This is a genomic window from Mycobacteroides franklinii (genome assembly GCF_001853795.1).
GTDB lineage: Bacteria > Actinomycetota > Actinomycetes > Mycobacteriales > Mycobacteriaceae > Mycobacterium > Mycobacterium franklinii.
Genome location: NZ_MLIK01000019.1, coordinates 859,872 through 881,600, shown reverse-complemented (window position 1 = coordinate 881,600; position 21,729 = coordinate 859,872). Strand labels below are relative to the sequence as shown.

Annotated in this window: 17 protein-coding genes; 4 read left to right on the top strand and 13 right to left on the bottom strand. The window is 61.7% G+C overall.

What is annotated here, in order from left to right; translation table 11 throughout:
- Positions 1-10: 10 nt before the first annotated feature.
- The gene (locus BKG76_RS12110) at positions 11-241 is read right to left on the bottom strand and encodes an MbtH family protein (protein ID WP_070939170.1); all 231 of its coding nucleotides are present in this window, start codon (positions 239-241) and stop codon (positions 11-13) included.
- Between the two features lie 533 nt (positions 242-774).
- Here BKG76_RS12110 and BKG76_RS12105 point away from each other — a divergent pair.
- A complete protein-coding gene (locus BKG76_RS12105; RefSeq protein ID WP_070937851.1) occupies positions 775-2,178 on the top strand; it encodes a cytochrome P450 in 1,404 nt (467 codons plus the stop codon).
- On the opposite strand, the gene BKG76_RS12100 is transcribed toward BKG76_RS12105, so the two are convergent.
- The 3 genes from BKG76_RS12100 to BKG76_RS12090 form a co-directional block, all read right to left on the bottom strand.
- Positions 2,154-3,431 (bottom strand): glycosyltransferase, encoded by a 1,278-nt coding sequence (locus BKG76_RS12100; protein WP_070937850.1) that lies wholly within the window; start codon positions 3,429-3,431, stop codon positions 2,154-2,156. The genes BKG76_RS12105 and BKG76_RS12100 overlap by 25 nt on opposite strands.
- A 40-nt stretch (positions 3,432-3,471) precedes the next feature.
- Positions 3,472-4,752 (bottom strand): glycosyltransferase, encoded by a 1,281-nt coding sequence (locus tag BKG76_RS12095; protein WP_070937849.1) that lies wholly within the window; start codon positions 4,750-4,752, stop codon positions 3,472-3,474.
- 146 nt (positions 4,753-4,898) lie between these two features.
- Positions 4,899-5,879, bottom strand: coding sequence for a class I SAM-dependent methyltransferase (locus BKG76_RS12090; protein WP_070937848.1), 981 nt, complete (start codon positions 5,877-5,879; stop codon positions 4,899-4,901).
- Between the two features lie 89 nt (positions 5,880-5,968).
- Between BKG76_RS12090 and BKG76_RS12085 the strand changes: the two genes are divergently transcribed.
- Both BKG76_RS12085 and BKG76_RS12080 read left to right on the top strand, forming a co-directional pair.
- Positions 5,969-6,760, top strand: a complete 792-nt coding sequence (locus tag BKG76_RS12085) for a GAP family protein (protein WP_070937847.1) — start codon at positions 5,969-5,971, stop codon at positions 6,758-6,760.
- Between the two features lie 134 nt (positions 6,761-6,894).
- A complete protein-coding gene (locus BKG76_RS12080; RefSeq protein ID WP_070939169.1) occupies positions 6,895-7,680 on the top strand; it encodes a GAP family protein in 786 nt (261 codons plus the stop codon).
- A gap of 30 nt (positions 7,681-7,710) precedes the next feature.
- Here the strand turns inward: BKG76_RS12080 and BKG76_RS12075 are convergent, their stop codons facing one another.
- Together BKG76_RS12075 and BKG76_RS12070 are read right to left on the bottom strand one after the other, a co-directional pair.
- On the bottom strand, positions 7,711-8,667 hold the full coding sequence (locus BKG76_RS12075; RefSeq protein ID WP_070937846.1) for a sulfotransferase family protein: 957 nt from the start codon (positions 8,665-8,667) through the stop codon (positions 7,711-7,713).
- A 229-nt stretch (positions 8,668-8,896) separates the two neighbouring features.
- Positions 8,897-9,676, bottom strand: a complete 780-nt coding sequence (locus BKG76_RS12070; protein ID WP_070939168.1) for a class I SAM-dependent methyltransferase — start codon at positions 9,674-9,676, stop codon at positions 8,897-8,899.
- Positions 9,677-10,008: 332 nt separating this feature from the next.
- On the opposite strand from BKG76_RS12070, the gene BKG76_RS12065 reads away from it, so the two are divergent.
- A complete protein-coding gene (locus tag BKG76_RS12065; RefSeq protein ID WP_070937845.1) occupies positions 10,009-11,424 on the top strand; it encodes a condensation domain-containing protein in 1,416 nt (471 codons plus the stop codon).
- Between the two features lie 55 nt (positions 11,425-11,479).
- Here the strand turns inward: BKG76_RS12065 and BKG76_RS12060 are convergent, their stop codons facing one another.
- The 7 genes from BKG76_RS12060 to BKG76_RS12030 form a co-directional block, all read right to left on the bottom strand.
- Positions 11,480-11,818: a hemophore-related protein gene (locus BKG76_RS12060; protein ID WP_070937844.1), complete on the bottom strand. Its 339-nt coding sequence runs from the start codon at positions 11,816-11,818 to the stop codon at positions 11,480-11,482.
- Positions 11,819-11,873: 55 nt separating this feature from the next.
- Complete coding sequence (locus tag BKG76_RS12055) at positions 11,874-14,735, bottom strand: MMPL/RND family transporter (protein WP_070937843.1); 2,862 nt, start codon at positions 14,733-14,735, stop codon at positions 11,874-11,876.
- Positions 14,736-14,775: 40 nt separating this feature from the next.
- Positions 14,776-17,679, bottom strand: coding sequence for an MMPL/RND family transporter (locus BKG76_RS12050; protein WP_070937842.1), 2,904 nt, complete (start codon positions 17,677-17,679; stop codon positions 14,776-14,778).
- A complete protein-coding gene (locus tag BKG76_RS12045; protein WP_078280950.1) occupies positions 17,676-18,086 on the bottom strand; it encodes an MmpS family transport accessory protein in 411 nt (136 codons plus the stop codon). The genes BKG76_RS12050 and BKG76_RS12045 overlap by 4 nt, the downstream gene beginning before the upstream one ends.
- A gap of 354 nt (positions 18,087-18,440) precedes the next feature.
- Positions 18,441-19,778, bottom strand: coding sequence for a hypothetical protein (locus tag BKG76_RS12040; protein WP_070937840.1), 1,338 nt, complete (start codon positions 19,776-19,778; stop codon positions 18,441-18,443).
- Positions 19,779-19,850: 72 nt separating this feature from the next.
- The gene (locus BKG76_RS12035) at positions 19,851-21,122 is read right to left on the bottom strand and encodes a lipase family protein (RefSeq protein WP_070937839.1); all 1,272 of its coding nucleotides are present in this window, start codon (positions 21,120-21,122) and stop codon (positions 19,851-19,853) included.
- Between the two features lie 3 nt (positions 21,123-21,125).
- A complete protein-coding gene (locus BKG76_RS12030; RefSeq protein ID WP_070937838.1) occupies positions 21,126-21,725 on the bottom strand; it encodes a TetR/AcrR family transcriptional regulator in 600 nt (199 codons plus the stop codon).
- Positions 21,726-21,729 lie beyond the last annotated feature (4 nt).

Here is a 21,729-nt window from a genome sequence, read left to right as displayed (position 1 = left end):
CACCCGATGCTTATTGATCAACAGTCCGACCCTGTGCCACCCTCTCGCGCAGGCTTTTTGGCCGAATGTCGGCCCACTGCCGCTCGATGTTGTCCAGGCAAGCGGCGCGGTCCGCGGCGCCGAAAACCACTCGCCAACCAGCCGGAACATCGACAAAGGCCGGCCACAGACTGTGCTGTTCCTCATCGTTGACCAGCACGAAAAAGCTGGCATTGTCGTCGTCAAATGGATTGATGCTCAACAGTTCTCCCGAAACCATCCACGCAGATAAGTGGAACCTGTTCTAAAACTAGCCGAGAAAACTGCGCCGATGCACGTTTTTAGAGAAATCTCCGATACTTGCTACTCGCCAGTTGGAAACGGCAGGCGCCTAACAGGATTGCCCAACCCGACCGCCGCGGCAGAGCCGAATTGGCTGCTAGTCGTGACCAAACCGGGCGTGAACAGCTAGCCACCCAAGCCGCGACACAGACAACGCCGGTTGTCTCACAGTTTGCTGTAAGACGCGTGGCACGCACCGCGAGATGCTCGACGAGGTATTGCGCGTGACCAGATTCCCTGGGCCGCAAGGTGGTCCACGCGAGGCCCCCGGAACCAGATCGACATGCCCAACCACCGAAAGTGCCGCACGCCGGGCCCAACACTCGTACCGTTGACAGGCACCGTAGCGCCCCAGACCGAGTCATTATCCGAGACAGGCAAACTCGCGCCAGTCGCCGTCGGGGCCGTCGGCATATGAGCTGGAATACCGTCTAGTACTTAGGATCACGCACCGTGAGCAAAACTGCGAAAATCGCACTGCCGCCCGGACCTCCGCTGCCTCTGGCGGTGCAGTCCATACTGATGGCGAGCTACGGCCTACGCTTTCTCGCCGGCTGCCAGCGCCGCTACGGAAACATGTTCACCTTGCGTATTCCGTTGTCGGGCAAGGTTGTATACCTTGCGGATCCCGCCGACATCAAAACGGTGTACGCCGGTGACCCCCGGGTCTTCCATTCCGGCGAAGCACACTGGTTCTTCCGAGGCCTCCTCGGCGACAGTTCTCTGTTTGTCCTCGACGAGGACGAACACCATGATCAGCGCCGTCTCCTGATGCCCGCGTTCCATCGCGATGCCGTCGCACACCAGGCAGCACAGATGGCCGAGATCGCCGCCGCAAACATCGCCGAATGGCCGGTCGGCGAGGACTTTCCCGTTGCTCCCCGGACAACCGACATCACGCTCGAGGTGATCCTGCGAACTGTCATCGGCGCCTCCGATCCAGCGCGACTGGCTGCCCTGCGCAAGGTCGTGCCGCGTCTGCTCTACATGAAGCCGTGGGAGACACCGGCGATTACCAATCCGGGCCTTCGGCGCTACTGGCCATGGCGCGGGGTCGGTCGGCGGATGGCGGAGACCGACACCCTGCTCTACGCCGAGATTGCCGAGCGCCGCGCCGATCCAAACCTGGCCGAACGCACCGATGTGCTGGCCATGCTCGTCCGTGCCACCGATGACGACGGCCGCACCATGTCCGACGAAGAACTGCGTGACCACCTTCTGACCTCCATCGCGGCGGGGCATGAGACCACGGCAACGGCACTATCCTGGGTGCTGGAGCGCCTCACCCGCTACCCCACCGCGCTTGCCAAGGCGGTGCAAGCAGCCGATGCCAGTGCCGAGGGAGATCCGGCAGGTGACGAGTACCTCGATGCGGTGGTGAAGGAGACCCTGCGGATCCGGCCGGTGATCTTCAGCTCGGGCAGAGTCCTCAAGGAACCCGTTGACGTGGGCGGCTATCGACTGCCGGCCGGCATCATGGTCGACCCGGCAATCGGACTTGTGCACGCGAGTGCCTCGGTATACCCCGATCCGGAGCGATTTGACCCGGACCGGATGATCGGCACCACCTTGAGCCCGACCACCTGGCTGCCGTTCGGTGGCGGCAATCGCCGGTGCCTCGGTGCCACTTTCGCCATGGTGGAGATACGGATCGTGTTGCGCGAGATCCTGCGGCGCGTCGAGCTGAGCACCACCACCGCACCCGACGAAAAGCAGCAGGCTAAGCACGTCACCTTCGTGCCACATCGCGGCGGGTCCATCAGGGTTCGGGCAATCAGGACCTGCGGGCCGGCGGTAGCACCCACCTGCCCCGCCGGCGCCCACGGCACCGGTCAGCTACGCGACCCACAACGGTAGGACGTGGCCAAGCCCTCCACGAGATCGGCTGTGGTCTCTACGCTTTCGGTGGGCTTGGTCATGCGGGCAGCCAGTTCACGGGCTCTGGCGACGCATTGCGGATCGAGGATGGCCCGCAGATCTGACACCAAGGTTTTCTCCGTCGTGCCCGAAAAGCGCCGGGCAGTACCCACTTTCAGTCGTTTGACGCGTGCTCCCCACAGCGTCTGGTCGAGGTCTGTGGAAAGGATCAACGTGGGTACCCCGGCACGAAAGCCCGCGGCGGTGGTGCCCGTCCCGCCGTGATGCACGACGGCGCGACACTGGGGGAAGGCCGCCGAATAACTCATCGCGCCCACAATTTTGATGTTCCCGGAATAGGGGGTGACTCCGAAATCGGTACCGGCAGCACACACCAGGGCCCGCTCCCCCAACTCCTCACAGGCCGCGCTGATCATCGCCAGTGTCTTCTCGGCAGACTCGACAGGCAAGCTACCGAAACCAAAAAAGATCGGTGGCGTCCCCGCGGAAATCCACGATGCCACCTCGTCATCGAAGTCCGTTGGTAAGTCCAATGTCAACGCGCCCACAAAGGGCCGCCGGGGCCTGAATTCCGCCCATTCGGCCGCCAGCCCCGGAAAGCAGATCTCGTCGTAGGCCTGAATTTCCAGTGCGCCGCGCTCGGTAATCCGCCACGGAGAGGGTTGGGCGGCCTTCGGCAACGCCAATTCGCCGCGCTGTACGTGCTCAACCTTCTTGGCATTCTGCCAAGCCAGCCATTCCCCCGCTTTCATCGCGGAGCGGCCGAGCGGAGCGGGTAGCAACGGCACGAACTGGCCGTTCGAGCGCAACGGGAAGAAATGCAGTGTGGCCAGCGGAATGTCGTAGTACTCCGCAACATTGCCCGCTGCGTCCTCGAAGTTGACACCGGTGAAAAGTAAGTCGGCGCCGTCCGCCAACGATGCCAACGTGGCGACGATGTCCTTCCAGCATTGAAGAAAAGGCTCGACCACTTCGCGCCGCTTCTTGATCAGATCCCGAATCTTCCAGAAGTTTCGGAAGAAGTGTGTCCAGAACTCGCGGTGCGCGTCCAACACATTCTGTAGATCCGGTCCGTAGGGAACCGCTGCAAGCCCGGCCGCCTCGACAAACCCGATCAGGTCCGGTGGGACGGCCATGCACACGTCGTGCCCCCGGCGCATCAGCTCGCGTCCGACGGCCACGCATGGCTCGATATCCCCACGAGTCCCGTAGCTTGCCAGCACAAACTTCATCGCGGGTACCTGCCTGCTACGTCCGGTACACGTCCCGCCATCAGCCAGCCCGCTTGAGGCGGACGAAACTTTCCAGCAGATCGGCGGCGGCCACCGGACTTTCGGCCGGTTTGGTCATTCGAGTCGCGGCCTCATGGGCTCTGGCCACGCATTGCGGCTCCAAGATGCTGCGCAGGTCCGCGACCAAGGTCTTCTCCGTGGTCGCGGAAAACCGACGGGCGGTACCCACTTTCAGTCGCTTGACGCGCGCTCCCCACAATGTCTGGTCTAGGTCGGTAGACAGGACCAGCGTGGGAACTCCCGCGCGCAGACTGGCCGCCGTGGTACCCGCACCGCCATGGTGAACGACTGCCCTACAGGCGGGGAAGGCTGTCGAGTAATTCATCACGGCAACCACTTTGACGTTCTCGAAATGAGGGACATGCCCGAAATCACTTCCGCCCGCGCACACCAGGGCGCGTTCACCTAATTCGTCACACGCGGCACTGATCATGGCGAGCGTCTTGTCTGCGGATTCGACCGGCATACTGCCAAAACCGAAGCAGATCGGCGGTTTTCCTGAGGCGATCCAGGAGGCCACCTCGTCATCGGAATCCGTTGGTAAGTCCAATGTCAGTGCTCCGACGAACGGTCTTCGGCCCCCGAACTCCGCCCATTCGGCCGCCAACCCTGGCATACAGGCCTCGTCGTAGGCCTGGATTTCCAGCGACCCGCGCTCGGTGATCCGCCACGGCGAAGGTTTGGTGGCCTTGGGAAGGCCCAGTTCACGACGCTGAGGGTCCTCAAGCTTCTTGAACAGCGGCCAGCCGAGCCACTCGGAAAACTTCATGATCGAGCGGCCCACCCGTGCCGGCATTCCCGGTACGAGCTGGCCGTTGGCCCGGATCGGGAATACATGAAGCGTGGCGAACGGGAGGTCATAGAACTCCGCGACGTTACCTGCTGACTCCTCCCCGAGGACCCCGGTGAAGAGCAGATCGGCGTCCTTCGCCTGCGACCTCAACGTCGAACTGACGTCCTGCCAGCACTGCGTGAGAAACCGCCAGTCCTCGCGCAATAGCTCCTTGAGATCCCCGATCCGCCAGAAGTTCTTCCAGAAATTCCGCAGGAATCGCGCCCAGAAGTCGCGGTTCACGTCCTGCCACACCCGTACGTCAGGCCCGCAGGCAATCGCCGTAAGGCCTGCCGCCTCGGCGAAGGTGACAAGGTCTGGTGGCACCACCATGCGCACGTCATGTCCGCGACGCATCAGTTCGCGGCCGACAGCAACACCGGGCTCGACATCACCACGTGTTCCATAAAATGAGAGTACAAATTTCATTGCGGACCTCAGCCCTTCACTTCCCGGGTTGCTGCGGAATGAAAGCGGGAGCCTTGCCACGGCTCAACCGCCCGGCAGCATAACCCGGTATTCACGCTATTGACTTGAAATCCAAGAGATTTGGGTAGCACGTCCAGAACTCGCCGTCATTTGGCTCGGAGAACAAAGCCAGTCTGGTCACCGCGGTTCTGCTGATTGAGGTGTTTCGCCCGCTTCTCCCACTCCCAGATCTGCTTGGGGCGGAACATCGTAAGGATCTTGGGATCGGTCACCGGTACATCACCCCGATAGGCTTCGCTCCCGGTGAATTGTCCAAAGGTTGAGTCGTCGAACGTCTGCGAGACTCGTAACCCGGCCCGGTCGGCCGCCAACGCCATGCCGTGTCGTGAGGGTATGACCATGTGCCGAGGCGCATCGGCCTGCACCCAGTCAGCCCCGTACATGGACCATGCTTCCGACGAGGTGGTCGGCACCCGGGCCAGACACATGCCTCCGGCAGCGAGTTTCTGGGCGGCGACCTGAAGCGTGCCCACCGGGTCAGGCATGTGTTCGAGCGAATGGTTGAACATGATGAGATCGAATTCGCCTGTCACATCAGCTAAATACCGCTTCAGTAGCGGTATGCCCGCACGTGACTCACCGTCGGCGGCGATAAAGGGATCTGCGCCGACCAAACTGCCGAATCCGACTCTGGCCAGCCTGTCCAACAACGCGCCGCTTCCACAACCGACGTCCAAGATCCGGGCATCACGTTCGGTTCCGAGCTGAGCGAGCATGCTGACCGCGTCCCCGCCGAGCAACACACGGAAGATGCCCTCGGGCACGGGCGCGGTCATAACTGATCCGAAAACCCTTCCGCCACTTCGGAGTTTGAACCGATCTCGTTGGCTGACCAGCCATTCGAGAACTCGCGGCTGCCCCGCACCGTTGTGGGAGTAGTACGTCGCGGGGTAGTGCCGCATGAGTTCTTCACCCTCGAGCACGGTCACGATCTGCAACGTGTCGCACGCGGCGCAAGTGAAGTATTCGAACACCTCACGAGTCCCGAACATCATCTCGCGAATTTCCAGCGTTTGATGAGGACCCGTCGAATCGCACAGTCGGCATTCACTGGTAACCGCCGTCATTCAGATCTCCCAGCGCTTGTGACTGTCCGCCACAGAACAACTTTCAAAGGAACCACAGACGACGAACCTACCGCGTAGTGTGTCCATACGTGTGGGGATCGGTGCTAGCGCTCGTGGTGCTGGTGGCCCTTAACCCCATCCGACTCGGCATCACCCTTCTGGTGATCTCTCGCCCCCGGCCGGTGCAAAACCTGCTCGTCTACTGGGCGGGGTGTCTCATCGGGTGCATCCCGGCAATGGTGCTTCCGTTGACGCTGTTGCACGTCACACCGATTTTCAGATCATTCGCCGAGGGCGTGGCGGGCAGCCCCACCATTCGCCACATTCAGCTCGGCATGGGTCTACTCGCCCTGTGTGTTGCCGCGCTGATCGCGGCGCGTCCGCTGCTTCGGCGGCGCGAACGCGAGTTGGCCACCGTCGGCGCCGCCGCTGCCGCGGAGCTCAATCCGCCGACGCCGAACCCCATCTCGCGGCTACTGGGCCGGGCCGACGACGGCACGGCGCCCGACGGCCGCTCCCCGATCAGACGGCTGCTGGCCCGGGCCGCCCACGCATGGGAGCACGGGTCACTGTGGGTCGCGTTTGTGATCGGCTTGCTTCTGGGTGGAATCGAGCCGGACGCCGGCCTGTTCCTCATCGCGATCCTGGTGGCGTCGGGCGCCACCACGGCGACACAGATCATCGTCGCCGTGGTTTTCGCAGTCGGGGTACTGGCGATCGTCGAACTCACCTTGATCAGCTACCTGGTGGCGCCGACGAAAACCCAAGCAGTGGTGCAGCGGGTACACGATTGGGCGTTGGCTCACCGCCGGAAAATTCTGATAGCCATGTGCATAGTGGCTGGGGTATCACTTCTGATCCACGGCCTCGGCGGTATCTGACACCTCAACGCCAGGTGCCCACGCGAAACCTATTCGGGCACAATGGTTCGCCAAATTCGTCGTTGGTATTGCTGGCATGTTTTGGTTGCGAATTCGCCCAAGAAAGCGCGCCCGTCTGGGTAGTGTTCGGGCCCGTGTGGGGTCTACTGCTCGCGATGGCGATCATGTTCGCGGTCAATCCGGTGCTACTCGCCATCATCGTGTTGATGATCTCCCGGCCGCAGCCGGTGCAGAATCTAGCGGCCTACTGGATCGGCAGTGTGATCGTGAGCCTCGCCGGTCTGCTGATACCGCTGACGGTGTTGCACATAGCGCCATCGTTTCGTTCCTTCGTCGAGGATATGGCCACGCCAGGCAGCAGCATCACCACTCGGCTCGTCAACCTGGCCATGGGTCTTCTCATGTTGTCCATCGCCACACTGCTGGTGGTACGCGCGCTGCGTGAACGTTCGCGCGTGGCGGTATCGGCCGGAAACGTCCCGGCTGAAGCCCACGACGCTGACCGACCGACGCCCATCACGTCGCCGTTCGGCGTCCCCAGCGACGCTGCCGCAGAGGGTGGTTCGATCTTCAGGCGGCTACTTCGTCACCTCCAAAACGCTTGGGAGGAAGGCGCCTTGTGGGTGGCATTCGTGTTCGGCCTGTGCGGGCTGCCGCCACCGATGTTGGTGATCTTCGTACTGACTCCCGTCGTCGCCTCGGGCGCCCCGATCGGCACTCAGGTCATCGCGGTCATCTCGTTTGTCTTCGGGATGTTCACGGTGGTCGAACTCACCCTGATCAGTTATCTCGTCGCACCAGCGAAAACCCTTGCGGTGCTGCAACCGATGCACGACTGGGCACTGGCTCACCGCCGACAGATGCTGATCACCATTTTCTCGGTGGCCGGGATCATCCAGGTAGTCAACGGCATTGCCTGAGCGAGCGGCTCCACACTGGACCGGTCCGGTTCAGGCCCACGTCCCGCGGCGCCCATTGGCCGTCGCCATGACCTCGTAGATCAGCTTCATCATCGACGGGCGGGTACGGCGGCTGAGCTTTTGGAATCTCTGGAAATCCTCGATCATCGCCCGGAAACCGCGCTCACTTATTCGATACGCCTCTAGGACGCGGTCAAGTTCCGACGAGTCCCAGGGATCGTCGCTCGCGGCCGCGCAGAGTGTTTCATAGACCGCAGACATCCAGTCGGTGCCAAAGGGCTCTGTTACCGGGCCCGAGTACTTCTGGCGCCGAAGATCGGATTCCAAGAAGTCCTCGATGGCAACTTCATCCCTATTGTCCAGGTTGACCCCGAGCGTCACCGAAATCCGCTTCATCTCCCTGCGCCAATCCTCGAGGAGATTGGTGTACCCGACGAATACTCGCGGTACGTCGCGGGTCCGGGCCTCGGCCAACAGATTGAACTTGAGCCACAACGCACTCGAAAACTCCGGAGAGGCAGCCGCCTGGGCCGCAACCGACGCAATCACCTCCATGGGGTGGCGCACCGCTACTACCGTCGCTACCTCGAATCCAGACAATCGTGCTGCCTCAAACCACATGTCGGACAGCAGATTTATCCTCGGGTCCTTGATGATCACCACCGGCGCCGACGGCAAGGTCGTCAGGTACGCCTGGATCTCGCCGATACACGTGGCCCGCTCACCGGCGTCGAACGCATCTTCATCCTGCAGGCGTAGCGTCGTGTCGAACCTGGAGCTACCGTTGCGATGCAGAATTCGCTCGTTGAGGACGATCGCCTTGCGCGGCTCCCAATATCCCCGTGGATTGGCCGGATTAGCTCCTGCGAGCGCGGCAGGAAGGGCACCACCGCACAATGACAGAACACGGGTGATCGCCGACGTACCCGACCGGGCCATACCCATGACGAACAGAATGACCGGTCGGGCCTCTCCATCCGAGCTCATGAGCCCAACCTCAGGCCCGATGTCGTATTGAGCGGAGAGGCGCCGCGCCGCACCATGAGATCCTCCAGCGATAGACAGCCCGGTTCTGATGGGGACATCCGACCAGAACAAGTTTCGAGGCGTAATTGACTGTCGCACATTGAATCATGCGCATGTGGCACATATGACAACATCCAGATTGATTTCTGTAAGTGGTAACAGCGGTGATAGGGATCGGCTTTCCGGCTTCTCAGGCCGATTGCCGCGGTTGACTGGCTACGACCACCGTCGGCCCCAGCCCCCGTCGACTCCGGAATTCGACGGTGATGGCTGGATCAGCATGATGTGCCAGCGCACGCAGCGCCGACGGGCTGTAGGCGCGAAGAGAACTGATGAACCCATCGTGCTGCAGCGGCGAAACACCGACGAGCGGCAGTGCCACCGCCAAGAGCGCGATATGCACAGGCACCGGCGGCCTGGGTAAATCGACAATCAACAGCTTCCGTGCCGCCCTGGTCCCTGCCGCGAAGACCCGGGCGGCAAGCTCAGGCGGCAGATGGTGCAGGGACAACGCGAATATCGCAAGGTCGTAATGCCCTTCCGGAGCATCGATTTCGGTGGCATCCATTTCTCGAACGGTCGCGCGCGGGTGGCTACCGATTTCACTGGCCGCCGCCGCAGCCACAAAGCTGGGATCGATATCGGTGACCGTCACCTGGGCAGTGGCATGCATTTCCAGCAGCTTGTGTGACAGCCCGCCGAGACCTGCGCCGAGTTCGAGAATCCTCGGACAATCCACATCGGCGACCTCGCGCAGCGCCATCCGAGCACATTTCTCATGAATGCCGATGCGCCGCCGCCGCCCGGCGCGGTCGAGTGAATGCATGACCTTGCGCTTGAGATCGTCGACATCGTCGCGGTCCAGATACTCCAGCCGACTGGTCTGCAATCGGCGGTCCAGCCAGGAAGCGTCCGGGCCGCCCCGAGGCATCCTGGAAATATCGCGGGCACTGTTCTCCACGTAGAACATCATGGATCACCGCGGCACTGTCCGGTGCGCCTGTCACGAAATCAAATGCAGTGCAGGGCAGAAAAAATGCAACATTTATCCAGTAATACCGACGCGCGCCGCAACAAAGATTTGGGACCGCTCGTCAGTCAGATTGCAGGCCGTCACCAGGGATCAGATTTTGCCACAACATCTCCACGGAGCGGCTAGGCTCCGGACCTATTCGGTTGATGTGGGTTCGGCCGAGCAGCCGACAGAAATGCGTTGCAACTGGGCCATGCGTATCTCCAAATCCATTGCCGCTCAGAGTGTGAAACAGTCGACGCATGGTCGATAACGAAGGAGTCTGATCGGTGCCAGGGCAGATGCGTCGTATGCGCGAATCCTTGCGCAGACGACGGGGATCCAAAAGCGCTGTACAGATGGACAATCGGCTCGCGTTGGCAGATGAGGCACTACTGACCGAACATCATGCCGCCGGTATGAATGTGATCATTCAGGTTACCTGGCTGTATGGGCACACGATCGATCTCGACGCGTTGCAGCGTTTTCGCCACAATCTGGGGCAGGGCTTGTTGGGCCGCCGTATCGAACGCCCGGCACTGCCGATCGCCCGGCATCGCTGGGTGGTGGACCCCGGATCGCCCGAGATCGACATCGCGCAGCACTCCCGTCCGCGTTCGGAATTCAGCGACTGGGTAGATGAACGCTCACAGCTGCGCATCGACCCGGAATCGGGGCCCGGCTGGCATCTCGGTGTCCTTCCTCTCGATGACGGTATGACTGCCATCAGCTTGGTGCTCTCCCACAACCTGATCGACGGCCTTGGCCTCGCACTGGTCATAGTCGAAGCGGTCCTGGGCAGGACACGTGACCTCGGATACCCAGGACCGTTGTCTCGCAAGCGACTACGCGCCCTGGGTCAGGACGCACGGCAGACAGCGCGGGACGTACCCCACGTCGCGCGGGCGCTTGTCGCTGCGGTGAAGCTGGGCCGAAAGCAGGCCCGCGACAAGGACGTGTCCGGCCGGGTACCGGCGCCGCCACCCACCACTCCGGGGGCGGATGTCCCCGACGACGTTGTACTGGTACCGGCCATCACCATTTATGTCGGGTTGGATGATTGGGATGCTCGTGCGGAAGCCCTCGCCGGCGCGAGTCATACACTCGCCGCTGCTTTCGCTGCTCGATTCGGCGAGCGTATCGGGCGGCGAAGCGCCGATAACCGAACGGTCACCCTGCAGATTCCCATCAGTGACCGCACGGAGGACGACACCCGCGCGATGGCGCTGTCTTATGCCCGTGTCAGCGTCGATCCGACCTCGCTCACCACAGACCTACGCGATGTTCGGGCCGCCATCAAGCAGACCCTGAAGACCTTGAAGGAGACCCCGGACGAGTCGAAGCAGCTCCTATGGCTGCCGTCGTTCGCGCCGGAGCGGACACTGAAGCGGATGGTCGCCAGGATGCCCGCTGACCCCGATCAGTCGGTTTTTTGTTCTTACCTGGGTGATCTCCACACGCTGATCGGCTGGCCCGCCGGTACGCTCGCCGATTTCCAGAACGCTCGTGCGACAGGACAACACGAGAGACGCCGGTTACTCGAGAGGACCGGAGGGCGAATGTTCATTCTGTCCGGCCGCCTGAACGGCAAGATCTTCATCAGCGTCGGCGCCTACCAACCGGGCGCAACAAATACCAAGAAGGCGCTGCGCGAACTGGCCGAACTCACACTGTCCGACTTCGGGCTGACCGGCGAGATCCACTGACCAATCCGTCTGCCCCCTGTTGTTGGGCACCAAAACATCTGGTGCCCAACAGCGGTCAGAAGTTGTGGCAGGTCCTGTAGGCCTGTTCCATCACGCCGAGATACGGCTGGAAGGCCGGAGCGTTGGCCACGTCTTGGGCGGTCTGCGCCCGCTTGTCCGGGCCGGCAGCGAGGAACTCACGTAGGCCGCGCTGCAGTATCGGGGATTGCGAGAATGCCTTACCGAATTGCGGGTCCTGCGCATTGAGGGCAGCGACCACCTGCGGATAGCTGCACGTTGTGTTGATGGCCGAATCCAAATCCGGGTCCGCGGACCCAATCCCGGCACCGGCGGTCAGCGACAATGCCAGTCCCCCCAGCCCGACGGACAGTCCGGTTAGCGACAGACGAAACATGTACGTACTTCCCTTCTTATCAATATTTTTCGGGTAATTCGGTACTCGTGACAGGTCAGGCATCTTGCAGCACCATCGGGCGGGCGTCCGGCAACTCCCGTGGTGTTCCGGTGGGGCGCCGGATTATCCGTTGCGGCCACCAGAACCACCGCCCCAGTAACGCCGCAATCGCCGGTGTCATGAACGCGCGCACCACCAACGTGTCGAACAACAAGCCAATACCGATGGTGGAACCCACTTGTCCGATCACACGGAGGTCGCTGACCACCATCGACAACATGGTGAACGCGAACACCAGACCTGCCGAGGTGACCACCTTGCCGGTCCCACCCATGGCTCGAATGATGCCCGTGTTGATCCCGGCGCCTATCTCCTCCTTCATCCGTGACACCAACAGCAGGTTGTAGTCAGATCCCACCGCCAACAAGATGATCACCGACATCGCAAGTACCAGCCAGTGCAGTTCGACACCGAGGATGTTCTGCCAGATCAGCACCGAGAGGCCGAACGCCGCACCCAGCGAAAGTGCCACTGTGCCAACGATAACCAGCGCCGCCACGAAGCTTCGCGTCATGATCAGCATGATGCCGAAGATCAGACACAGCGCGGCGACGCCGGCGATCAACAGGTCGTACGCGGAACCATCCCGTAGGTCCTTGAATGTCGCCGCGGTCCCCGCGAGATGAATCTTGGCGTTCTCCAGCGGCGTCACCTTGAGCGCTTCCTCGGCGGCCGAGCGCACGGCGTCGACCCGTGAGAGGCTCTCCGGTGTCCCCGGGTCGCCGCGATAGGTAAGGATCAACCGGACTGCCTTGCCATCCGGTGAAAAGAACAGAGACATCGCACGTTTGAAGTCCTCGTTCTCGAACACCTCTGGAGGTAGGTAGAACGAGTCGTCATTTTGGGCGCCGTCGTAGATCCTTCCCATCTCACTGGCATTGGCTGCCGTCTGGTCGATGAGGGAGAAGATCCCCGACATGGTGCTGTGCATCGTCAGCATCATGGCGCGCATCGACTTCATGGTCGAGATCATCGGCGGGAACAGGGCGATCAGCTCTCGCTGGTACCCGTTCATTTCCTCCACACGTTCGAGGATCCGATGGGTTCGCTCGCTGAGCAGGTCGGTGCCGTCGAGCGCCTGGAAGACGGATCTGACCGCGAAACAGACCGGGATGGTCTCGCAGTGTTTCTCCCAGTACAGGTAGTTCCGCAGTGGCTTGAAGAAATCATCGAAATTGGCGATGTAATCGCGTAGCCGATCAACGGTCGCTGTCAACTCCCGGTTCATGACAACGGTCTCGTTGGTGATATCGGATATGTTGCTCATCAACTCATAGGTGTGCTGCATCTGGTTGATCATCTTCGTCATGTCTTCGGCCTGCTTCAGCATGTCGTCCACGCGTTCTTTTCCGAACGGCAGGATCTGCAGCATGCCGGCACTTTGCAGGCTGATTTGGAACGGGATGGACGTCCGCTCTATCGGGCTACCCTCTGGCCGGGTAATGCTCTGCACCATGGAGATACCCGGCACCGCGAAGAGGCCCTTGGCCAATTTGTGCAGAACCACGAAGTCTGCCGGATTGCGCATGTCGTGGTCTGCCTCGACCACCATGACGTCGGGGGTCATTCGCGATTCGGGGAAGTGCCGCTGCGCCGCCGCGTATCCCACGTTGGCGGGAATATCCTGGGGCACATACAGTCTGTCGTCATAGCTGGTCTGGTAACCCGGAAGTGCCAGCAGCCCAATCAGTCCGACCGCGCACGCCGCGGCGAGGATAGGAGCCGGCCAGCGCACAATCGCCGTGCCGACCCACCGCCACCGCCGGACCAGGATCTTTCGTTTGGGCTCAAACAATCCGAAACGACTGCCCACGGCGATCACCGCCGGGACCAACGTGACGGCGACGGCAACCGCAACGGCCATACCGACCGCAGCAGGCACACCCATCGTCTGGAAGTAGGGCAGACGGGTGAAGCTCAGGCAGAAAATCGCTCCGGCAATGGTCAGCCCGGAGGCCACGACGACCTTCGCCACACTGCCGTAGGTGGTGTAGAAGGCGGTCTCGCGGTCTTCGCCGGATTGGCGCGCTTCCTGATATCGCCCGGTGAAGAATATGCCGTAGTCCGTTCCGACCGCGATGCCGAGCGATACCAACAGATTGACCGAGAAGGTCGAAAGACCGATGACCCCATGATCACCCAAAAGTGCGACGATGCCTCGGGCCGCCTGCACCTGTATTCCCACCATGATCAGCAGCAGAATCACCGTGACCACCGAGCGATACACAAAGAGCAACATCGTGAAGATGACCACGAGTGTGACAACGGTGATCTTGATGATCGACGAGTTGCCGGCATCGTTCATGTCCGTCACCAACGGCGCCGGACCCGTGACATAGGCCTTGACGCCGGGCGGAGGCGATACCCGGTCCACAATGCCGCGGACCGCTTCCACGGATTTGTTCGCCAGGGCTTGGCCTTGGTTGCCCGAGAGATTGAGCTGGACATACACGCTCTTACCGTCGGCGCTCTGCACACCTGTCGCGGTGAGAGGATCACCCCAATAGTCTTGGACGTGCTGCACATGCGTCGTGTCAGCCCTCAGTTGACGAATCAAATTGTCGTAGTAGGCGTGCGCGTCGTCCCCGAGCGCCTGCTCGCCCTCCAGGACGACCATCGCCACGCTGTCGGAATTGGATTCGCCGAATACCTCACCCATCCGCTGCATCGCCCGAAACGATGGCGCCGCTTGGGGAACCAGGGACACCGAGCTTTCCCTCCCGACGTGCTCCAGCGAAGGAACAGCGAACGTCACGAGGGCGATGACCACCAACCAGCCAAGAATGATCGGCACCGACAGCCGGCGGATCAACCCGGCGAGTAGCGGTGGACGGTCGACCATCCGATGGATACTCATGCGGCCTTTATCCAAAGGCAGACAAAAACATTCATCGCTATTAGCGCTCTTCCTTCTGGAAAAGGAAGCTCACCAACGGGCGGGGTCCGGCCGGGGCCCGGAATGTTCTGGCGGGACGCTGCAGCACCCGTTGTGGCCACCAGAACCACCGCCCCAGTAGCGCCGCGATCGCCGGTGTCATGAACGCGCGCACCACCAACGTGTCGAACAACAAGCCAATACCGATGGTGGAACCCAGCTGCCCGATGGTGACGAGGTCGCTGACCACCATCGACAACATGGTGAACGCGAACACCAGACCCGCCGAGGTGACCACCTTGCCGGTCCCACCCATGGCCCGAATGATGCCCGTGTTGATCCCGGCGCCCAGCTCTTCCTTCATCCGTGACACCAACAGCAGGTTGTAGTCAGATCCCACCGCTAACAAGATGATCACCGACATCGCGAGCACAACCCAGTTCAGTGGGATGCCCAGAATACTTTGCCAGATCAGCACCGAGAGTCCAAACGCCGCACCCAGCGAAAGTGCCACTGTGCCAACGATAACCAGTGCGGCCACGAAGCTTCTCGTCATGATCAGCATGATGCCGAAGATCAGGCACAGCGCCGCGGTCGCTGCGATCAAGAGATCGTATTTGGAGCCGTCGACGATGTCTTTCACAGATGCCGCGGTACCGGTCATATAGATCTTGGCATTTCGAAGGGGGGTGCCCTTGAGCGCTTCCGCAGCCGCCGTCTCTATCGGCTGAACCAGCGACATGCCCTCGCGCGTCGCGGGATCGCCCCGCTGCGAGATGAGTAGCCGGGCCGCCTTACCGTCCGGAGACATGAAGATATTCATCATGCGTTTGAAGTCTTCGTTCTCGAATACCTCTGGAGGCAGATAGAACGAGTCGTCGTTCTGGGCGGCGTCAAAGGCCTTTCCCATGGCAGTCGAATTGTTCGTCGTCTGCTCCATTTGATCGAAGATCCCGGACATGGTGCTGTGCATGGACAGCATCATTTTCCGCGTAGATTCCATCGTCTCGATCATCACCGGGAACTGCTCGGCCATTTGCGGCAGGAGTTGATCCAGTTTGTCGAGGTTCGCGACCAGATCACTCAGCTTGTCGGAGACCTCATCGACGCCATCGAGCGTGTCGAAAACCGAACGGATGGCTTGACATACCGGAATGTCGTAACAGTGCTTTTCCCAATAGAGGTAGTTGCGAATCGGCCTGATGAAGTCATCGAAGTCCATGACGTGATCGCGCAGATCATTCATGATGTCTTCGAGCTCATGTGTGGTCTCGACCATGTCGTGGGTCGTGCCGACCATCTGCTCGGTCAACGCCTGCATGCGCTTCATGATGGCTATCGTCTTCAGCATGTCGTCGGCCTGAACCAATAGGTCGTCCATACGATTCCGCTGAAACGGCATCAGATGCGATTGACTCGCGCTGCTCATGCTGAGCATGTACGGAATGGTGGTGTGCTTGAGCGGTTCACCTCCGGGCCGCGTGACCGCCTGAACCCGCGAAACACCGGGGACAGCCTGAACTCCTCGAGTCAGTTTGTTCAGCACCAGAAAATCCACGGGATTGCGCATATCGTGATCGGCTTCGACCAGAAGAATGTCGGGCGCCATCATCAATGATTGCGGGAAATGTCGTGAGGCGGCCGCATATCCGACGTTGGCGGGGATGTCTTGCGGGATGTACTTCTGATCGTTGTAGCTCGGCTGGTAGACGGGCAGCGTCAACAGTCCCACTAGCGCCACTGCGCATGTCGCGACGAGGATCGGTGCCGGCCAACGCACGATCGCGGTGCCGATCTGTCGCCATCGGCGAACCATGACCTTCCGTTTGGGCTCGAACAACCCGAATCGACTGCCCACGGCGATCACCGCTGGGACCAGCGTGATGGCGACGGCCACCGCGACGACCATGCCCACGGCAGTGGCGACACCCAGCGTTTGATAGACGGGTAGCCGCGTGAAGTGCAAGCAGAGAACGGCTCCGGCAATGGTCAGGCCCGAACCCAACACCACCTTGGCCACGCTGCGAAAGGTGGTGTAAAAAGCGGCTTCCCGGTCCTCGCCGGCCTGACGAGCCTCCTGGTATCGCCCGGTGAAGAATATGCCGTAGTCCGTTCCGGCCGCGATGGCAAGCGCTACAAGAAGATTGACGACGAATGTGGTGATACCGATAACCCCGAGGTTGCCCAGGAAAGCGACGAATCCGCGGGCCACCGTCAGCTCGACGCCAACAACCACCAGCATGAGGATGACGGAAATGAGCGATCGGTAGACCAAGAGCAGCATGGTAAAGATCACCGCGAGGCTCAACCCGGTGACCAGCAGGACGGTCCTATTACCCGCGGGCCCCAGATCTGCGGCGAATGCCGCCGGGCCTGTGACGTAGGCCTTGACTCCCGGCGGCGCCGGCGTTTTGTCGACGATGCCGCGGACCGCCTCCACGGATTGGTTCGCCGACGCCCCATGCCGCGGATCGGTAAGGGCCACTTGCACATACGTGGCCTTGCCGTCGAGGCTTTGCGCAGCGGCCTGCGTCATCTGATCGCCCCAGAAATCCTGGACATGCTGCACGTGGGCCGTATCGGCTTTCAGCTGGCGGATCAAGTCGTCGTAGTACCGGTGCGTGTCGTCTTTGAGGGGTTGCTGCCCCTCCACCACAATCATTGCCACGACGCTGGAATTCGACTCGTCGAACAGCTTGCCCATCCGCTGCGTGGCCTGAAACGAGGGTGCCGCATCGGGGTTCATTGCCACCGCGTGGTCCTTCTCGACCTGCTCGAGAGAGGGAACGCTGATGCTCAAGATGACAGCGACCGCCAACCAGCCCAGGATGATGGGCACCGACAGGCGGCGGATCATCCGTGCCACGAACGGTGGGCGGCTGAGCGCCGGTAATGGCTCCGTGGGGGGTTCGCTGTGGGCGCTCATGCGGCCTTCAGCATGCAGAAGGTCAAAGCGCTTACGCCGTAGCGGATCTTCTCGTCTTTGACCTTGTCACCCACGAGGATGCGGCATCCGATGCTGTCGGTGTCACCCTGTGCGGTGATGTTTCCCATCGCGGTGGCCTCGGTGATCGGGAACTCCACAGACCAGGGAAGCGCGGCTGACCTGATGACCTGTGGTTCGGCATCTGCGTCGAAATAACTGATCGTCGCGACCGTGCCCGGAGGGCCGAACACCTCATAGATGAGGTACTTGGGGTCATGAGGCCGCTTCTCTTCACGCTCGGCGGTGGCGTATTCGGGGCGACGCTCATTGCCGAAGACACCATGCAACCGCGAGACGGTGAATCCGCCTGCAACTCCCACCACCACGAGCACCAACGGAATCCACACACGCTTCAAGAGCCTGAAAATCTCGAGTTCCTCCGACTGTCTTCCGTGCTCGGCAGCACGTCAGCTGCGCAAACATGTATCTGCAGATCGGATGTGAACACGACGGATAACCGAACTTCGAATGCGGGGCACCCAGGCTCGGTCGTATGCGAAGCACCGCCAACGTGCGGCACGCCTCGTCGCGCGCGACCCGATTACCGACGAGTAAACCACGTTGATGCGCCATGTACGACACAATCGGGAATCTTGATACGCCTCGGTCTGGCAACGCCGAATGCCTTGATATCAACCAAATTTGGGAATGGAATACTCGTTCAGAAATAGCTCTTGACGCCTCGTGTTCCCGACAGCGGGCTACTCCTCACTCCCCACCGAATCCGGATCCATCTCCGGCTGAACCCACCGGAAGCCGAACTTGCTGCGGTCCATAAAACGGCGCTCGTAGATCCCGGCAATCTGCTTGCCCTCCACTTCACCGGTGAGCACCAACCGGTCCGGGCCGGGCTGATCGATGTGAAGAACCTGTTGCGGTGCATCTGATTTACGCTTACGCAACTCGATCTGGTCACCGCTGATCTCCAACATCCACCGCGAGGTGCGGCCGTCGGGGGTTTGGGCAACGAACGCCTCCACACCGAATTCCTCCACCGTGTTGCGATAGGTGATGGCCACGTTCGACCACGGCGCGGGGTTGACCTGATTCACCGTTGCCTGGCGTCCATCGATCGTGAATGATGTTGCACGCCAAACACCGTCGAGACTCGAGGTCGGCGTCTTGTACGTCGAGTACACAAGCACACTCAGAGAGGCGGCCTGCACCGTCAAGACTGCCGCCAGACCGAACTTGAGTACGATGCCCGTCCTCAGTAACCACCGCCGGTCGGAACCAAGAGTCGGCCACAGCCGCACCGGTTGTGTGCCGCTGCGATTGAGGACAACCCGCACGAGGTTGGGCCATAGCGGCGCAGTAACGGCCACTGCGATCAAGAACAGTTCTCCCGAGACCTGCTTGACCGGAACGTCGTAGGTCATGTTGAGCAGGAACACCTGAGCCATGGCGAAGACAGATCCCAAGGCGCCCAGCACCCAGGTGCGATTCCACAACAACAGCAGCCCGGCCACCAGTTCCACGAGCCCGGTGGCTATCGAATACGGCTCCGAGGCGCCCATGAAGCCCCACAACGTCTTGAATAAGCTTGTGTCACCGACTAATTGCAGCTGTTGATCGGGCAGGGCCATGTACCCCATCTGCGTGGGAATCGCCTTGGCCATTCCGTAGATGATCATCGACAGGGCCAGACCGTACCGAGCGAACACCCATAGCGAGGCCGCCAGACGCCGGTAGTTCGGCCGACGACGGTCCAGCGCCGTCCATATCGCGGTGATCACCAGCGCGATGACAATCCAACCAAGGTGGTAGCACCACAACCACACCAGGTCGCCTCCGGACGACGAGGTGAGTTCGATACCGCGTCCGCGGGTGAGCAAGCTTCCGATCTGCGCTGTCAGCCATAGAACCGGCTCGAACAGATCGAACAACCCGAGGTTGTCGTACACCGACAGCAGCAGGATCCCGCCACCGATCGTCAGCAGCAGCCGAAATCCGAGCTTCTGCAGCCAGGTCCATCGCACCGGGGTCTGCGCGCCATCATCCTCGGAGGTGCCGGAATGCTCGGGCGCAATGGTTGTCATGCTCGCGAGCCTAGCCGCCGCGCGGGCGACTCCGCCTCCGGGAAAACCCTGAGTCACATCCTGATTCGCGGGTTACCTATCCCCTAGGGCATCTCGCATCCAGCGCAGGACACTGGGCATCGCCCAACCGGCGGCGATCAGATGTTCGCCGGGTACAGGCAGGTAATCCACCGTCGCACCGTCTGCGCGCCAGCTCTCGACCAACTCGGTGACGCCCTCTTCAGGGATGAACTGATCACCCATGAACCGGTGCCGCGAACCGTGATAGAGCAAGGTCGGCATGCTCGGTGCCGTCGCACCCGGCTTGTTCGCGGCGATCACACTCCGCGCGATGTCCGAGTCGAAAGGTGCCGGGATGGCGGCCAAGACGTCGAGGTTGATCCGCGCCACCCCGGCCGCCGCCAGTGCCGGTTGCGGCAGATCCTTGATAAGAGTCGACATGTAGAACGCGAAATCCCCGAAAAGTTCGATCATGCTGGGGTATTCGCGCGCCTGTCCGATAATGGCCGCGGCGAAGAGCCCAGAACCTAAGGCGCCGTTCATAGTCCGGTACAGCAGGGCGTAGTCCGTTGGTGTCCCACCCGCGACGGCCCCATTGAATCTCAGCTCCGGCGCGTAAGTCGGTTGCTCCTGCGCCGCCCACACAGTAGCGATGGCACCGCCGCTGTACCCGTCCATCACCATCGGTGACTCAACGAGATCGCCTCGTATTCTTCGCATTCCGCGTACCGAGTCCAGCACCGCGTGGGCGGCCATGACGCCCGCCGAGTATGCCATCCGTGGACCCTCATGGTCAGGTACGAGGACGGCATAGTTTCGGGCCAGTAGCAGCGGCATCAGCGGCGGCACGTCGATGTACATGCCGCGTTCCAACCGGTAGGAAGGCGCAGCCTTGAGACCCAGCGAGTTGATCGGCTGATTGCGTACCACCACAGGCCGCGCACCCGGGCCCCGCCATGGGCGGTTGGGCTCGATCAGCGTGGCCGTCACGGGAACGGCACTACCCGCAGTATCGGTCGAGCGCACCATGAATCGTCGGATGGTGACCCCCGGGAACGCCACACGCGGCCGCACGTATTGCTGGCGGACAACGTCTCCATTCACCCGGCCGTCGAGATCGCCGGGGTCGGCGTAGAAGCCACGGCCCAGGATCGGGGTCGGCAGGATGGCGGTATACCGGTCAGCGCGCTGCTCATCGGTCAACCTACGCGCGGCCCACATGTTCAGCCGCCGCAGCACCGCGGGGCTACGCAGTGCGGCAGCCGAGCCGGCAATCCCGGCCAGTGCCGTACCAAGGCCGGCCAGCGCGGTTCCGCCGAGTACCGCAATCGGACTCGTTGCCATGGGTTACCTCCCTGTCTCCACCCTAGGCACCCCGCAGGAGTTCTTGTACGAGAGAAGCCCTTCCACGACCCGAATTACGCTGCACCTCAACGCATCCTCTGCCATCACCCCGCGAACGACATAGGCAAGCGCTACCCCGTCCAGGCACGCGATGAGATCCGCCGTGCGCTCGACGGCATCGGAAATCCCCAGCGCGATCACCCTCCGTTCCAGGAGCTCCCGGATGTGCGCGGTAGCGGCATCAAGAACGTTTCGCATCTCGGGATGATGTGCCGACGCCAGCAGCAATTCGTGTCGCGCGAGAACGAGCACCCCACCGTCGGCCGTCCACGTTCGCACCGCCTGGACCGCCAGTTGCGCCAGTTCGGAGGCGTTGAGCGCCTCGGCATCTGCCAACGGGTTCACCACTACCGCGGTCCGCTCTGCAAGGCGTGCCGCGCAGGCTTGTAGCAGCGCGGCACGGGTTCGCAAGTAATACGAGGTGGAGCCCTCGGGTAGTTCCGCCGAACGGTCGACCGCGCGATGGGTCAGGCCCCGCGCACCGGTTGTGGCCAGCACGGCGAGCCCCGCATCGGCCAGCTGAGTCCGTCGATGATCGGCCATCTTG